Source organism: Nonomuraea sp. CA-143628 (assembly GCF_050942315.1).
Taxonomy (GTDB): domain Bacteria; phylum Actinomycetota; class Actinomycetes; order Streptosporangiales; family Streptosporangiaceae; genus Nonomuraea.
This window is the reverse complement of record NZ_CP192072.1, coordinates 5,817,774-5,832,041: the sequence shown is the minus strand read 5'-3', so window position 1 is coordinate 5,832,041 and position 14,268 is coordinate 5,817,774. Positions and strand designations below refer to the sequence as shown.

14 protein-coding genes are annotated in these 14,268 nt (G+C 69.1%); 6 read left to right on the top strand and 8 right to left on the bottom strand.

The features are described 5' to 3' along the window. Positions 1 to 55: 55 nt before the first annotated feature. On the top strand, positions 56 to 385 hold the full coding sequence (locus ACQP2T_RS26700) for a hypothetical protein (protein ID WP_433518776.1): 330 nt from the start codon (positions 56 to 58) through the stop codon (positions 383 to 385). 95 nt (positions 386 to 480) lie between these two features. Here the strand turns inward: ACQP2T_RS26700 and ACQP2T_RS26695 are convergent, their stop codons facing one another. After that, positions 481 to 1,323 carry a universal stress protein gene (locus ACQP2T_RS26695; RefSeq protein WP_433518775.1) on the bottom strand — a complete coding sequence of 281 codons (843 nt, stop codon included), beginning with the start codon at positions 1,321 to 1,323 and terminating at the stop codon, positions 481 to 483. A 127-nt stretch (positions 1,324 to 1,450) separates the two neighbouring features. On the opposite strand from ACQP2T_RS26695, the gene ACQP2T_RS26690 reads away from it, so the two are divergent. Continuing rightward, positions 1,451 to 2,200 carry an HAD family hydrolase gene (locus ACQP2T_RS26690; RefSeq protein ID WP_433518774.1) on the top strand — a complete coding sequence of 250 codons (750 nt, stop codon included), beginning with the start codon at positions 1,451 to 1,453 and terminating at the stop codon, positions 2,198 to 2,200. Positions 2,201 to 2,239: 39 nt separating this feature from the next. Next, positions 2,240 to 3,031, top strand: a complete 792-nt coding sequence (locus tag ACQP2T_RS26685; protein WP_433518773.1) for a helix-turn-helix domain-containing protein — start codon at positions 2,240 to 2,242, stop codon at positions 3,029 to 3,031. Between the two features lie 42 nt (positions 3,032 to 3,073). Here ACQP2T_RS26685 and gap read toward each other — a convergent pair whose 3' ends face one another. Both gap and ACQP2T_RS26675 read right to left on the bottom strand, forming a co-directional pair. Continuing rightward, positions 3,074 to 4,057, bottom strand: a complete 984-nt coding sequence (gene gap, locus ACQP2T_RS26680) for a type I glyceraldehyde-3-phosphate dehydrogenase (RefSeq protein ID WP_433518772.1) — start codon at positions 4,055 to 4,057, stop codon at positions 3,074 to 3,076. 105 nt (positions 4,058 to 4,162) lie between these two features. Next, entirely contained in the window at positions 4,163 to 4,363 is a 201-nt protein-coding gene (locus tag ACQP2T_RS26675; protein WP_433518771.1) for an SHOCT domain-containing protein, read from the bottom strand. 486 nt (positions 4,364 to 4,849) lie between these two features. On the opposite strand from ACQP2T_RS26675, the gene ACQP2T_RS26670 reads away from it, so the two are divergent. After that, positions 4,850 to 6,223, top strand: a complete 1,374-nt coding sequence (locus ACQP2T_RS26670) for a DUF4389 domain-containing protein (RefSeq protein WP_433518770.1) — start codon at positions 4,850 to 4,852, stop codon at positions 6,221 to 6,223. 119 nt (positions 6,224 to 6,342) lie between these two features. On the opposite strand, the gene ACQP2T_RS26665 is transcribed toward ACQP2T_RS26670, so the two are convergent. The 5 genes from ACQP2T_RS26665 to ACQP2T_RS26645 all read right to left on the bottom strand — a co-directional run bounded on the left by ACQP2T_RS26665 (position 6,343) and on the right by ACQP2T_RS26645 (position 12,144). Continuing rightward, entirely contained in the window at positions 6,343 to 7,251 is a 909-nt protein-coding gene (locus ACQP2T_RS26665; RefSeq protein WP_433518769.1) for a carbamate kinase, read from the bottom strand. Then, positions 7,248 to 8,177 carry an ornithine carbamoyltransferase gene (gene argF / locus ACQP2T_RS26660; RefSeq protein ID WP_433518768.1) on the bottom strand — a complete coding sequence of 310 codons (930 nt, stop codon included), beginning with the start codon at positions 8,175 to 8,177 and terminating at the stop codon, positions 7,248 to 7,250. The genes ACQP2T_RS26665 and argF overlap by 4 nt, the downstream gene beginning before the upstream one ends. After that, complete coding sequence (locus ACQP2T_RS26655; protein WP_433518767.1) at positions 8,174 to 9,349, bottom strand: arginine deiminase; 1,176 nt, start codon at positions 9,347 to 9,349, stop codon at positions 8,174 to 8,176. Before ACQP2T_RS26655 ends, argF begins: the two co-directional genes overlap by 4 nt. After that, on the bottom strand, positions 9,346 to 10,695 hold the full coding sequence (locus tag ACQP2T_RS26650; RefSeq protein WP_433518766.1) for an amino acid permease: 1,350 nt from the start codon (positions 10,693 to 10,695) through the stop codon (positions 9,346 to 9,348). The genes ACQP2T_RS26655 and ACQP2T_RS26650 overlap by 4 nt, the downstream gene beginning before the upstream one ends. Positions 10,696 to 10,758: 63 nt before the next feature. Further along, the gene (locus ACQP2T_RS26645; protein ID WP_433518765.1) at positions 10,759 to 12,144 is read right to left on the bottom strand and encodes a wax ester/triacylglycerol synthase domain-containing protein; all 1,386 of its coding nucleotides are present in this window, start codon (positions 12,142 to 12,144) and stop codon (positions 10,759 to 10,761) included. 329 nt (positions 12,145 to 12,473) lie between these two features. On the opposite strand from ACQP2T_RS26645, the gene ACQP2T_RS26640 reads away from it, so the two are divergent. Continuing rightward, positions 12,474 to 13,187, top strand: coding sequence for a CBS domain-containing protein (locus ACQP2T_RS26640; RefSeq protein WP_433518764.1), 714 nt, complete (start codon positions 12,474 to 12,476; stop codon positions 13,185 to 13,187). A gap of 187 nt (positions 13,188 to 13,374) precedes the next feature. Beyond that, a complete protein-coding gene (locus ACQP2T_RS26635; protein ID WP_433518763.1) occupies positions 13,375 to 14,247 on the top strand; it encodes a GerMN domain-containing protein in 873 nt (290 codons plus the stop codon). The last annotated feature ends 21 nt before the right edge of the window (positions 14,248 to 14,268 follow it).

Genomic DNA, 14,268 nt, shown 5'->3' with positions numbered 1-14,268 from the left:
AGACCGAAGTCGCGTCCCGTCAGGGGCGATCGGCCCTGTTTCGCAACGGCCAGTGATGTCACCGATCGCGCGCGCCGCGGCTTCCACCTTCACCGGGCCGCGACTGACCGTCGCATGGCCCGCATACGTCGCATCGCGCCAGGTGACCTGCGACGGCGCGCCGCTCTCCGGATTGCGTCACCACGGTCGGGAGCCGCGGCCGATCACCGAGAGCGTGGCCCCCTTCTGGCTGTTCTGGACCGGCACGAGCGGCCTCGCGCCGCTCCTGCGGCCGATGATCTCCGCGAGCACCACCCACCGCGACAGCAGGTCGTGCAACGGGGTCCGCGGGTACCCATGCGACGATCGGGTCGACCAGCCGGTCTGGCGCCCGCACATCAGGTAAGCGATGGGTCCGATCGGCTGGACGAAGATGCCCAGCCACCACAACTTCTTATGTCCCCGTACCTCGTCCGCGACTTCCCTGTCGGCGGAGGGCCTCTATGCGCGTACCACCGCCACCGGGCAACGGGTGTGGTGCAGGACGCCGCGGCTGACCGAGCCGAGCAGCATCGCGCCCACCGTGCCGTGGCCGTGCGAGCCCACCACCAGCAGGTCGGCTCCCGCCGAGGCGTCGGTCAGCGCTTCCACCGGCTGCGCCGGCTGAACATCCTCAACCACCCGCACCCGCGGATAGCCCCTCTTGAAGGTTCCCACCCGGTCGCGGACGATCTGGTGCTGCGCGATGCGGACCTCGTCCATCTCGTACGGCACCCCAGGCGCATACGCATGCACCGGCAACTGCCAGGCATGCACCACCCTCAGCGCGGCCCCCCGCAGCTCGGCCTGCCGGAAGGCATAAGCCAGCGCGGCCTCACACGCCGGCGAGTCGTCCACACCGACCACGACCTCCCCACGCACCGGCCGATGATCACCACGCACGACCACAACGGGACACCCCACCTGACCCGCCACATGCGTACTGACCGAACCCAGCAACGCACCGGCGAACCCACCGAGCCCCCGACTGCCGAGCACGATCTCACTCGCCTCCCGAGCCTGCTCACGCAGCACCTCAGCCGGCGCACCCTCGACGTCCCGCGTCATAACCTCGACATCGGGCTGACGCTCACGAGCCAGAGCCAACGCCTCACGCAAGATCCGATGCCCCTCACGCAGCAGCACATCAGGCAACGCCGCGTTAGGGAACCTGCCGATCTGATACGGCGAGCGGTCCACCGCATGCACGATCCGCAACGGCTCCCCCATCCACAAAGCGTCGTTGACCGCCCACTCCACCGCGGCCCGCGCGGTCATCGAACCATCCACACCTACGATGATCATGATCCGCCCTCCTTCGTCACCTCTCCATCCGACCCGCTCACAGAGCGTCGTCATAGGGCCGGAAGTCCGTCGGACAGGCCCCGAAGGACCCTGTTCGCCCCAGTGACGGGTGCGTAGCGTCATGGGCATGGCAGCCATCGATCTGACGCGGCTCCGTGGCGTCGTCTTCGACACCGACGGTGTGGTCACCGACACCGCCAGGGTGCACGCGGCGGCGTGGAAGCACGTGTTCGACGGTTTCCTGCGCGGCCGTTCCACCCCGTTCGACATCCGTGCCGACTACCTGCGCTATGTCGACGGGCGGTCGCGTCTGGACGGGGTCCGCACGTTCCTGGCCTCCCGTGGCATCGCCCTGCCCGAAGGCGGGCCACAGGACAAGCCGGGCGCATTGACCGTGTACGGCCTCGGGCTGGCCAAGGACGCACTGTTCGTCCAGGAGATCACCGAGCATGGAGTGGCCGCCTTCCCCTCGACCGTGGACTTGCTGCACGAGTTGCGGCGGCGCGGATGCCGTACCGCTGTGGTGTCGGCGAGCAGGAACTGCCGCGCGGTGATCTCGTCCGCAGGGCTGACGCACCTGTTCGACGTGCTGGTCGACGGCACCGAGGCCGCCCGGCTGGGCTTGCCCGGCAAGCCTGACCCGGCGCTGTTCCTGGAGGCCGCCCAGCGGCTGGAGCTTGCGGCGGGCGAGGTGGCGATCGTGGAGGACGCGCTGCCCGGTGTCGTAGCCGGACGCAGGGGCGCCTTCGCCCTGGTCGTCGGGGTGGACCGGACGGGTTCCGGAAGCGCCGCGATGCGCCGCGCCGGAGCGGACGCCGTGGTGACGGACCTGGCCGAGCTGGCCGTCACCGGCCGCGTCCCTGCCGTACGGCGATGAATCCCTGGACCCTCGCCTACGAGGGACTTCCACGACGGCGTGATCAGCCAGTTCACCGGCTACCCCGACCATCAACTGGACATCGACGTTGATCACGACAGAACCCGCATTGACGGCGTCACCCTGCCAAGCGGCACCGGCCGCACCTTCACCACTGATGACAAGGAGACGTTCATGACAGGCACCGGCGACTTCGGACGTCGCATGATTCACCATCGCGAACGGCTGGGCCTCACCCACGAGCAGGTCGCCGACCGCGCGGAGATGTCCACCGGGTATGTCCAGTACCTCGAAGGGCACCTGAGCCCCCCGAACATCGAGGCGCTGGCGCGCCTGGCCACCGCGCTGGAGACCACCGTTCAAGACCTGCTGGGTGGCGGTCAAGATCGTCCGCCGGGTGGCGGCCCCGCCTCGGCCGACCCGGTCCTGGAAGTGCTTGAGCCCGCGGAATGCCTGCGCCTGATCGCGCCCGGCGGTGTCGGCCGAGTGGCGTTCAACGGCTCGCATGGGCCGACGATTCTGCCCGTCAACTACAAGCTCCATGACGGCGCCATCGTGTTCCGCACCGCGCCGGGCGGCCCGATGGACCAGGACCTGCGCACCGGCCTGGAAGGCGTGGAGATCAAAATCGGGTTCGAGGTCGACAGGTTGGACGAGGCCCAGCGTGAGGGATGGAGCGTCCTCATTCAGGGCCCTGCCCACCACGTGCCGCAGGATGAGCTGGCCAAGGTCACCGATTCCGACGTCACCCCGTGGGCCGGTGGCGACCGGCGGCTCTACATCCGCATCATCCCGCTCCAGATCACCGGCCGCCGCATCCACGGCCGGTGAGCCGAAGGGACGAATGTCCCGAACCAGAAGGCGCCTGCGGCGTCATGCCATTCGCTGGGCCATCTCGACCAGGCGGTTGGCATAACCCCACTCGTTGTCGTACCAGCCGAACACCTTGATCAGATCGCCGCCGGCCTGGGTGAGCCCGGAATCGAACACGCATGAGGCCGCGTCACCGATGATGTCGCGGGAGACAAGCGGATCGGTGCTGTAGCGCAGGATGCCATGCAGCTCGCCGGCGGCAGCGGCGGCGAAGGCGTCATTGACCTCCTGCGCGGTGACCGGGCGGGAGAGCCGCGCGCTCAGGTCGGTGATCGAGCCGTCTTCGACGGGAACCCTGATGGCGATGCCGTCCAACCTGCCGTCCAGCTCGGGCAGCACCTGGCCGACCATGCGGGCCGCGCCGGTGGTGGTCGGCACGATGTTCACCGCGGCCGAACGCGCTCTGCGCGGGTCCTTGTGCGGCCCGTCCAGCAGCATCTGGTCACCGGTGTAGGCGTGGATGGTGGTCATGAACCCGCGCACCAGGCCGAAGCTCTGGTGCAGCACCTTGACCATGGGAGCGACGCAGTTGGTGGTGCACGAGGCCAGCGAGACGATCTCGTGCCGGGCCGGATCGTAAACAGCGTCGTTGACGCCGGGCACCATGGTGACGTCCAGGCCCCTGCCGGGAGCCGACAACAGCACCCTGCGAGCACCCGCCTTCAGATGGCCGGCCAGCGCGTCCCTGGTCCGGAAGCGGCCGGTGGCGTCGATGACCAGCTCCACGCCGTGGGCACGCCAGTCGATCTCGGCGGGGTCGGCGTGAGCGCTGACCGCGATGCTCATACCGTTGACGGTCAGAGCGTCGCTGGAGGCGGCGACGGGAAGGTCGAGCGCGCCATAGGTGGAGTCGTGCTTGAGCAGGTGGGCCAGTGCGGCCGCGTCGGTGATGTCGTTGATGGCGACGATCTCCAGGTCAGTGCGGAGCGCGCGGCGCAGGACGGCCCGGCCGATCCTGCCGAACCCATTGATTCCGATTCTCATGCCGCCATCGTCCGGCGGTCCGGCCTCGGCGTTCAGAGGCAACGGTCCCCACGGTACGGGACCTTCGACCCCTATCGAAACTCAGCGTCCTCGACGCTGAACCGGCTATTCCGTGCGGCTGAGATGATCGAGTTTGTCCCGGTATTCCTCGGTGGAGATCGCGCCTCTGGCGTACCGCTCAGCGAGCACCTCACGCGCCCGCTCGAGACCAGAGCGTTCGGGCGGCGAGCTGAAGCCCTGGCCCGCGACCGTCCGGGCGACCAGCCATCCCACCAGGGCGATGAGGCCGATCCAGAACAGCATCATGAAGCCACCCCCCAACAATCCCAATCCATTGCCCCACATGTGGCCCCATCCGTCCCAAGGGCCGGCGGGGGGATTCATGACTCCCATGTCACCCTCCTTGAGCGAAACCTCGACTCAAGGTCATGGTCGCAACGGAACACACCCCGCCGACAGCGGCGAAAGTCCCTACTCAAGGAGGCTTTCGGCCTTTCCGGCCGACCGGCCGGGATGGAGCGAACAGCGAGACGCCGGTGAACGTAGCGAGCAGGGGTTCGATCGCCACGAGTGGGAGGTCGAGCCCCGCCCGCCAGGTCAGGCACCGTGACGACGGGGTCGTGTTTCCAAGGGACGTTCAGACAGCGCCTGCCGGATCTGGCGCGGGTCGCGGGCAGGACACGGGCTCCGTGAGCCGCTGCGGCAAAGGCCCAATAGCGCTCGTACTGAGGACTTTCGGCTGCTGCCACCTGGTGCCCCGGCTGATGGGCTGGATGGATGAACCCTTATCCCATGCGTGTCGAGGCCAGGTTGGAAGAACCGCTCAACCGGGCCCTGTGGATCGTCAAGTGGATCCTGGCGATTCCCCACTACATCGTGCTCGGCTTCCTGTGGATCGCCTTCGGCGTGCTCACCGTCGTCGCGTTCTTCGCGATCCTGTTCACCGGCCGCTATCCACGCGCGCTGTTCGACTTCAACCTCGGCGTGCTGCGCTGGACCTGGCGGGTGGCCTACTATAGCTACGGCGCCTTAGGAACCGATCGCTACCCGCCGTTCACCCTCGGCCTGGCCCCGGACTACCCTGCCACGCTGGAGATCGACTACCCCGAGCGGCTCTCGCGGGGGCTGGTGCTGGTCAAATGGTGGCTGCTGGCCATCCCGCACTACTTGATCGTGGGCCTGTTCACCAGCGGCAGCGTCATCTCCTGGCGGAGCGGCCTACCCGACGCGGGCGGCGTGCTCTACACCCTGGACTGGGGCGGCCTGATCGGGCTGCTCGTCCTCATCGCCGCCGCCTTCCTGCTGTTCACCGGCCGCTACCCACACGGCATCTTCGACCTTGTACTCGGCATGAACCGGTGGGCACTGCGCGTGGCCGCCTACGCCTGCCTCATGACCGACGCCTACCCACCCTTCCGCCTGGAGCAGGGCGGGCATGAACTGCCCAGGCTCGAAACCACGCCTCCATCCGCCCATGTTCCGGTACGACACAGCGCGGGCTCGATCGTGGCCATCACCATGGGCGCCCTGCTGGCCTTCGGCGCGATCGGCACCACCGTTACGGGCACCGCTTCGGGTCTCCTGGACCGAGCTCGTGGCAGCGATGGTTTCATCGCCACGAACGCCGGACGGGTCACCACCACGACGTACGCGTTGACCACCGAGCAGATCGCCGTCAGCGGCCAGGGCGTGGAGTTCCTGCGTGACCTGGTGGGCCAGGTCCGCGTCGAGGCCACCGGCACCAGCGCGCCGCTATTCGTGGGCATCGCCCGCCGAGCCGACACCGTCTCCTATCTGAACGGTGTGGCCCACGACCAGATCACCCGCGGCACCGGCGGCGACATCGGCTACCAGCACCACCCCGGCGGCAGACCGGACACCTTGCCCGGCTCGCAGACCTTCTGGGCGGCCCGCGGCTCAGGGAATGTGGAGTGGGACGTCCAGCCGGGCGACTGGACAGTCGTGATCATGAACGCCGACGGCACCTCCCCGGTAACCGCCGATCTCAAACTGGCCGCCACTCTGCCCTGGCTGGCCGGACTCACCGCAGGGCTGTTCATCGCCACCGCGGTCCTCCTGCTCGCCGGCGCCACACTGATCCTCATCGGTGTCCGCCTGGCCGCGGCCCCCACCCCCGAACGCAGGCAGCCGGCGCCGACTTCATGACCATCTGCGATGGTATCGGGACTTGGCAGGCGCCCGCGTACTGATCGTTCGGCTCTCGCATTGAGGACCAAAGCCACTCCACTGGACAGGCCGTGCCGCGTGGGGCGTTCCTCTCGTCTTCAGGGGGACTTTGGTCCTGGCTGGATCCGGGTGCCGCGAGCGCCGGTCACGACCGCCTCCAGTTCGTCGAGGGCGCCGATGACCGAAGGTCGTCCGGTGGCGCCGCTGAACGCGCAGACAGCATTGATCTTCGGCCGCATGGAGCCGGCCGCGAACGATCCGGCGTCCAGTTCGCCAGGCGCGGCGTGCAGGATGGGATGCTCGCGAGGCGTTCCGTACTCGGCGTACACGTAGGGCACGTCGGTGAGGACGGCCAGTAGATCGGCCCCGACCTGCTCGGCGAGGAGCGCGGCGACCAGGTCCTTGTCCACGACGCCTTCCACTCCCGTCTGGCCGGCCGTGACGGGCGCCCCACCTCCCCCACCCGCGATCACCAGGCAGCCGTCGTCCAGCAGGCGCCGGATGATCGGCAACTCGATGATCCCGATGGGCCGTGGCGAGGGGACGACGCGCCGCATGCCGTGCCGGTCCCGGGTAAAGGTCCAGCCGCGCTGTCCTGCCAACCGCTCGGCCTCGGCCGCCGGATAGTACGGTCCAATAGGCTTCTCGGGACGGTCAAAGGCCGGATCGGCGGCGTCCACGCGTACCTGGGTGATGAGCGCGGCCACATGAGTGTCGGGCAGGCGGCGGCCGACGCCGCGCGCCAGCCAGTAGCCGATCATGCCCTGCGTCTCTGCCACCAGGGTGTCCAGGGGATAGCCGCGGTCCAGAGTGGGGTCGCGCTCGCTCTCCTCGGCCAGCAGCCCCACCTGGGGGCCGTTGCCGTGCACGATGAGGACCTGGTGGCGCGCGGCCACGCGCGCTATCTGCTCGGCGGCGGTCGCGACGTTGCGGATCTGCGTCGCGGCGTCGGCGCGTTCGCCACGGTGCAGCAGCGCGTTCCCACCGAGCGCGATGACGATCCTCACAGCGCCCCTGCCAGGTCGCGGTTGTACAGTGCTTCGAGTACGGCCTGCGCCGTGGGCAGCCGGTTGGCCGCCTGGTGAAACACCTGGGACGCGGGGCCGTCGATCACCTCCGCCGTGACCTCCTCACCGCGGTGAGCGGGCAGGCAGTGCAGGAAAATCGCGCCGGGGCGGGCGACGGCCATCAGGCCGGCGGTGACCTGGTACGGGGTCAGCGCGGCGACGCGCGCCGTCTTCTCCTCCGCCGCATCGCCCATGGACAGCCACACGTCGGTGTAGATGGCGTCCGCGCCCGCGACCGCCTCGCGGGGATCGTCGGTCAGAAGCAGTTCCCCGCCGGTGGACAGTTTCCTGGCCACGGCTTCGACGGCCGGGTCGGGCGCGTACCCGGCGGGGGTTGCGACGGCCATGGACAGCCCGGCCAGGGCGGCGGCCTCCATGAGGCTGTGCGTGACGTTGGTGGCGGCACCGACATAGGCGATCTTGCGTCCGCGCAGATCACCGACGTACTCGCGCAGCGTCATGAGGTCGGCGAGCGCCTGCAGCGGGTGGTGGCCGTCGGTGAGAGCGTTGATCACCGGGACGTGCGCCGAGCGGGCGAAGGCTCTCACCTCGTCGTCGTCGAAGGTCCGGATGACGACGGCGGAGGCGTAGGAGCTGACGACATGGGCGGTGTCGCCGATGGTCTCACCGCGGCCGAGCTGGAGCTCGGCCGGTCCGACGGTGAGCGGCGTCCCGCCGAGGCGGACCACGGCGGTCTCGGAGGAGATGCGGGTGCGGGTGGACGGCTTGGCGAAGTACAGCAGCACGGTTCGGCCGCTGAGCAGTTCGCGTGCGCCGAGGGGCCGGCGGGCGAAGCGTTCGGCACGGTCGAGCAGGTGGGCGAGGTCGTCCGGGGACAGGTCGGCGACACGCAGCAAGTCCTTCACAGCGGGCTCCTTTCGATGGGGCAGCTCATGCACCGGGGACCGCCCCGGCCGCGGCCCAGCTCGGCGCCGGGAATGGTGATGACCTCGATGCCGTGCTTGCGCAGCATGGTGTTGGTGGTGACGTTGCGCTCGTAGGCGACGACCACGCCTGGGGCGATGGCCAGGACATTGGTGCCGTCGTCCCACTGCTCGCGCTCGGCGGCCCAGACGTCCTGCTCCGCGCGCAACACACTGACCGTGCCAAGTGCCTCGAACAGGTCGTCGTTCTCGCGTACCCGCATGCCGGGAGTGAGTGTGAACGAGCGCAGCGGCGCCAGCTCCGGGTAAGCCACGAAGACGCCGCGATCGACCATGGTCATCACGGTGTCCAGGTGCATGAACGCCCGCTTCCTCGGCAGGGCGGCGACGATGACACGTTCGGCGGCCTCCGCCTGGAACAGGCGCCGGGCCAGCAGCTCGATCGCCTGCGGCGTGGTGCGCTCGCTCATCCCGACCAGGACGGCACCGTCTCCGACGACATGGATGTCGCCGCCCTCGATGGTGGCCGGCTGCTCTGCCTCGGCCGGATACCAGATCGGCGCCCTCCCGGCGAACAACGGATGGAAGGCGTACACGGCGGCCACATGCGTGGTCTCCCGGCGGCGAGCCGGCTTGGCCATCGGGTGCAGGGACACGCCGCCGTAGATCCAGGCGGAGGCGTCTCGGGTGAACAGGTGGTTGGGCAGCGGCGGCAGGACGAAGTCATCCTCGCCGAGCCCCGCCAGGCGCAGACTGTCGATGCGCAGGCCGAGTTCGCGCCTGGTGAGCCCGCCGATGAGGTGTCGTACGAGAGCGTCGGATGGCATCTCCTCCAGTGCCTCACGCAGCGGCGGCGCCAGGGTGGGGCCGAAGGCGGCCTCGGTGACGACGCGGTCCAACACCCACGCGCGGGCCTGATCCAGCTTGAGCGTCTCGGCCAGCAGTTCGTCGAACAGGTGGACGATGACGCCGCGCTCGCGCAGGGTGTCGGCGAACGCGTCGTGTTCCTGGCGGGCGCGCGTAACCCACAGCACATCGTCGAAGAGCAGCTCATCGCAGTTGGTGGGGGTCAGCCGCTTCAGTTCCAACCCGGGCCGGTGCAAGATGACCTGCCGTAACCGGTCTACCTCGCTGTCGACATGGAACACCGTCATGCCGCCTTCCTATTGATCTGGACCGTGGTGTCGTGGGCACGGTGTTTGAGCCACACGTAGACCGGGATACCGGCGAGCAGCAGCAACGTCCCCTTGTAGACCACCTCGTAGCCCGATCCGGCGATCGTCCACAGCGCGTAGGCGAAGGCCAGGCCCGCGATCGTGAGGTCGGCCGCCAGCCGCCCGCCGGAGAAGCGCTCGCGGTCGGTGAGCGCCAGCATGAGCTGCGCGGCCGCCGCGTACGCGTACGGGATCAAGGTCGTGAGGGTGGCCAGCAGGATCACGAAGTCGAACTGCTCAACCAGGCCGGCGTTGTAGTTGAGCACCATCAGGGCGGTGACCAGGACGCTGGAGACGATCAGCCCGACGGCCGGGGTGCCCCAGCGCGACAGCTTGGCGAACACCTGCGGGAACAGCCCGTCGCGGGCGGCCGCCAGCGGCACCTGCCCCTGCAGCATGATCCAGCCGTTGAGCGCGCCGAACGCGCTGACAATCGCGCCGATCGCGACCGCGGTGCCGGCCCAGCCGCCGAACATCGCCTCGGCGGCGTCCGCGAACGGCGCCGTGGACTGGGCGAGCAGGGTGCGGGGCACGGCGGCGAACACCGCGACGGTACCCAGGATGTAGACGGCGGCGGAGACGATGGTGCCGATCACGGTGGCCCGCGGGATCGTCCGCTCGGGGTTCTCGACGTCCTCGGCGGGCACGGTGGCCGACTCGATGCCGATGAACGCCCACAGAGTCAGCGCCGCAGCGGCCGTGACGGCCCCGAAGGTGCCCTGGTCGCTGGGGTTGAACGGGGTGAAGTCGCCGCTGTCGACGAAGAACGGCGCGGCCACGGCCAAGCCGATCAGTGGCAGTAGCTTGGCGACGGTGGTGACGAGCTGTACCCAGCCGCCCTGCCGCACGCCCCGGATGTTGACCACGGTCAGCGACCAGACGGCCGCCAGTGCCAGCACCGAGGCGGTCAGCGCGGTATCGGTCAGCGCGGGCCAGAAGTAGCCGAGGTAGCTGACGAACGCCACCGCGATGGCGGCATTGCCCACCCAGACCGCGATCCAGTATCCCCAGGCCGTCTGGAATCCGATGAAGTCGCCAAAGGCACGGCGGGCGTAAGCGTAGGGGCCGCCGCTTCGGGGGTAGGCGCGGCCGAGTCTCGCGAAGACCAGAGCGAGCAGCAACGCGCCGGCGGCGGTGAGCGCCCAGGCCAGCAGGCTCGCGCTGCCGAAAGCGGCCAGGGAGGCGGGCAGGAGGAATACGCCCGAGCCGATCATGTTGCCGACGACCAGCGCGGTCGCCATCCACGGACCCAGCTTGCGGCGTCGCGGTAATGGTGTGACGGACATGGTGATCTTCCTCTCATACGATCACCATCAGCACACCAGCACCAGCGGTTCAGGTACCGAGGCTTAAGCCACTGATGAGCCAGGACCTTGGTCCCTATCCGCTCCGGGACCGGTGCGACTCATCGCCGTCAGTTCCTCATGCAGCGCGCCGGTGAGGACGGGCAGGTCAGGTGTCCGGGCGGCGTCGGCCACAATCGTGATGACCAGCGTGCCCACGTAGGAGAGCACGCTGAAGGCCACGGTCACGTTTCCCCGGGCGAGGGAGATCGGGATGATCGTGAGAACGTCCGCGCCACCGAAGGACAGCGGCTCCTGTGGCCCCCGCAGGTTCGTCACCGCGGTGTGAATGAGGCGCTGATGCTCGAACAGCCGGCCCACCAGGTGCAGGCGGGCGAGCAGACGGCCCGCGTTGGCGAGCGGTTCGGCCGAGGCTCCCGGGGCTGTCGACTTTCTGGCCCGGGTGATCGTCGCGATCCGTTCGAGCCGTTGTCCGAGGTCGCCCTCGGTGGGCAGGCGGACGGGCATGACCCCGATCTGGTTGCCGAGCCGGGCGGTCGTGGCGGTTCCCCGTGCCGACACCGGCACGGAGACCACCAGGTCGGGGATGCTCTCACCGCGGCCGTCCAGCAGCGTACGCACGGCGCCGGTGATCACGGACAGCATGGCGTCGTTGACGGTGCCGCCGTGGGCGTGTGCGAACCGGCGGACGTCGTCGAGTCGCGCGGTGACCGTCGCGATGCGCTGTTCCGCACCGACGGGCTCGTTCAGCGAGGAACGCGCCACCCGCCGCGGAGCTCCGAACTCGGCGGCGGCGCGCCTGATGGCGCGTCCGGCGTGAGGCAGACGGGCGAGCGCGCGTAACCGGGCGGTCCACGCGTCGGCGGCGATCCGGCGAAGTGACGGTGCTGGGAGGGGGAACGCCCGCGATACCGCCGTGGGGGCCCCGTCCATGAGACAGCCGAGCACGGCCAGACCACCGAGGCCGTCGGCGAGCACATGGTGGAAGCAGGCGATCATACCGAGCCGATGGCCGGCCAGTCCGGTCACCAGAGTCACCGACCACAAGGACTTGGCCGGCGCGAGCGGCAGGCCGATCACCGCGGCAGCGAGGTCGAGCAGAGCGTCATCGTCGCCGGGCGGCGGGCATGCCACGACGTGGAGGTGGTGGTCGATGTCGAAAGCCGGATCGTCGATCCAAAGCGGCCGGCCACACCCTGGCGGGGCCGGCACCAGCCGTTGCCGCAGCCGAGGCACCGCGCCGACGCGCTCGGCGATGAGCCGCCGCGCCCGCTTCAGGTCGAAGCGGGGTCCGGTATCGAGGACCAGGCACGCGCCGACCTGCATAGGAACGGGACCGATGTCGACCGCGAGGTTGAACAGGTCGCCGGCGCCGGCGCGGTCCACATCGGCTTGGGCCGGCATCACGTCCCGGAGTCTCGTCTCCCTCATCGAACCCTCCTGTGAAGCGGCCGGTGGCGGTGGCATCGCCCGCGGGTCGCAAGAGCCGGGCGACCCTCCTCTCCGATGGTTTCCGGAGCCGCGTCCGCGGCCTAGGGACCTTGGTCATGGTCTGATGGGTCCAACCTCACAGAGGGATTCGCCGGCGCGGCCGCGTCCTCCCCCGGCCTCGTGGGTCGACCGGCAGCAGAGGCACCGGCCGTGCGCCGACTTGGGACTTTCGGCGTTTCCAACGGAGAAAGGGCCGAGGCCTTTCGCCCCTACGATGGCGCCCTCGGATGGCGATCTCATGGAAGGGAGAATCGGAGGGAGGGTCCACGATGCGGACCACAGTGAGGGATGTCATGACCGCCCAGGTCACCTCGGTCATGGCGGACACCTTGTTCAAGGACGTCGCCGAGATCTTGGTGGCGAACGGCATCAGCGCCGTGCCCGTGGTGGACGGCGATGAGCACGTCCTTGGCGTGGTGTCCGAGGGAGACCTGATGCGCAAGGAGGAGTTCCGGGAGCAGTACTGCGGCGAAAGCTACCGACCGCCGCTGCGCGCCCGGTTGCGCCGACAGATGACCGGCCAGGCCGAGAGCGGGAGAAGGAAGGCTGCCGGGGATACCGCAGCCGACCTGATGACCACCCCCGCGGTGACCGTCGCCCCATCCGCCTCCACCGCAAAGGCCGCACGCATCATGGACGAGTGCGGCGTCAAGCGGCTGATCGTGGTCGATGCCGAGGGCAGGCTGCAAGGCATCGTCAGCAGACGGGATCTGCTCAGGATGTACCTGCGCGACGATGACGAGATCAGGCGGCGCGTCGTCGAGGGCATCCCCTCGCATGCCCGGTGGAACGACCGCGACGGGATCATCGTGGAGGTCCACAACGGCATCGTCACGCTGTCCGGCCATACGGGCAAGCGCAGCGAGGCGGCCGCCGCCGTCCGCACGGCCGAAGGACTGGACGGGATCGTCGATGTGCGGAGAGCCCTCACCTGGCAGGAGGACGACATCCTGGGACTGCCTGTCACCTGGGATCGCGTGTGAACATCTCGTCCGAGGCAGCGGCCGGGGCCGGCTCGAAGCCGGTGATGATCTCTGGAAGGGTGCGGATTACCTCGTTGTCCCCAATATGACCGAAGGCCGCAGGGTTGGGGACGTTCGCCGGTGGTGTCCGGCGACGGCAGGCATCAAGCTGAGATCCGAAGCGTTCACGGGGAAAGAGATGATGGTCATGCTCCCGATCCGCCCTCTCATCGCCACCGCGATGGTGGTCAGTGCCACTGGGCTGCCGGCCGTACCGGCGCAGGCCACTCAGCAGGCCGTCCCACCCATGCTGGTAGCCATCCGGGCCGCGCACCAGGTCGGCCTGGACCGGCTCGTCTTCGAATTCCGCGGCCGCTTACCGGCTCAGCGTGACGTCCGCTACGTGTCCAAGCTGATCGCCGACGGCTCCGGGGAGACGGTCAACGCGGTCGGCGGCGCGCTGCTGCAGGTCCGCTTCGACCAGGCCGACGGCCACGACCGCCACGGCAAGGCCACCTACGGGCCAGTCCGTAGGACATACGCGTTGCCCGGTGTCATCCAAGTCGTCAACGCCGGTGACTTCGAGGGCACGCTCACCTTCGGGGCAGGGCTGGCCAGGCACTCGCCGTACCGGGTCTACACACTCACCGCGCCGAGCCGCGTCGTCGTGGACATCGCCACGCCGTACCGGACCGTGCCCATCCGCGCTTACTTCCTCAACACCGGCCGCAGGCCGCACACGACGGCCGTGCAGCGTCCGGTGATCCCTCCGGCGGCGGCCTTTGGCGCGCTGCAGCGGCTGTTCGCCGGCCCCACCCAGGCCGAGCGCGCGCAGGGGTTGCGCCTCGTCAGCTCCAAGGCCACCGGCTTCAGCAAGCTGACCGTCAAGAACGGTGTCGCCCGGGTGTACCTGACCGGCCGCGTCACCAGCGGAGGATCCACCTTCACCATCGCCGACCAGATCAGGCCGACGCTCAAGCAGTTCCCGATGATCAAGTGGGTCAAGATCTACGACTCGGCGGGGCAGACCGAGCACCCGGCTGGGCCGTCGGACTCCATCCCGCAGTCGCTGGAGCCGTGAGCGCATCGAGCTCCGCACGCA

What these genes read in the sequence shown, in the direction of transcription:
- ACQP2T_RS26700 (WP_433518776.1), top strand. Translation starts at nt 56, where the DNA reads ATGTCACCGATCGCGCGCGCCGCGGCTTCCACCTTCACCGGGCCGCGA.
- ACQP2T_RS26695 (WP_433518775.1), bottom strand. Translation starts at nt 1,323, where the DNA reads ATGATCATCGTAGGTGTGGATGGTTCGATGACCGCGCGGGCCGCGGTG.
- ACQP2T_RS26690 (WP_433518774.1), top strand. Translation starts at nt 1,451, where the DNA reads ATGGCAGCCATCGATCTGACGCGGCTCCGTGGCGTCGTCTTCGACACC.
- gap (WP_433518772.1), bottom strand. Translation starts at nt 4,057, where the DNA reads ATGAGAATCGGAATCAATGGGTTCGGCAGGATCGGCCGGGCCGTCCTG.
- ACQP2T_RS26675 (WP_433518771.1), bottom strand. Translation starts at nt 4,363, where the DNA reads ATGATGCTGTTCTGGATCGGCCTCATCGCCCTGGTGGGATGGCTGGTC.
- ACQP2T_RS26670 (WP_433518770.1), top strand. Translation starts at nt 4,850, where the DNA reads ATGCGTGTCGAGGCCAGGTTGGAAGAACCGCTCAACCGGGCCCTGTGG.
- ACQP2T_RS26655 (WP_433518767.1), bottom strand. Translation starts at nt 9,349, where the DNA reads ATGACGGTGTTCCATGTCGACAGCGAGGTAGACCGGTTACGGCAGGTC.
- ACQP2T_RS26650 (WP_433518766.1), bottom strand. Translation starts at nt 10,695, where the DNA reads ATGTCCGTCACACCATTACCGCGACGCCGCAAGCTGGGTCCGTGGATG.
- ACQP2T_RS26645 (WP_433518765.1), bottom strand. Translation starts at nt 12,144, where the DNA reads ATGAGGGAGACGAGACTCCGGGACGTGATGCCGGCCCAAGCCGATGTG.
- ACQP2T_RS26640 (WP_433518764.1), top strand. Translation starts at nt 12,474, where the DNA reads ATGCGGACCACAGTGAGGGATGTCATGACCGCCCAGGTCACCTCGGTC.
- ACQP2T_RS26635 (WP_433518763.1), top strand. Translation starts at nt 13,375, where the DNA reads ATGCTCCCGATCCGCCCTCTCATCGCCACCGCGATGGTGGTCAGTGCC.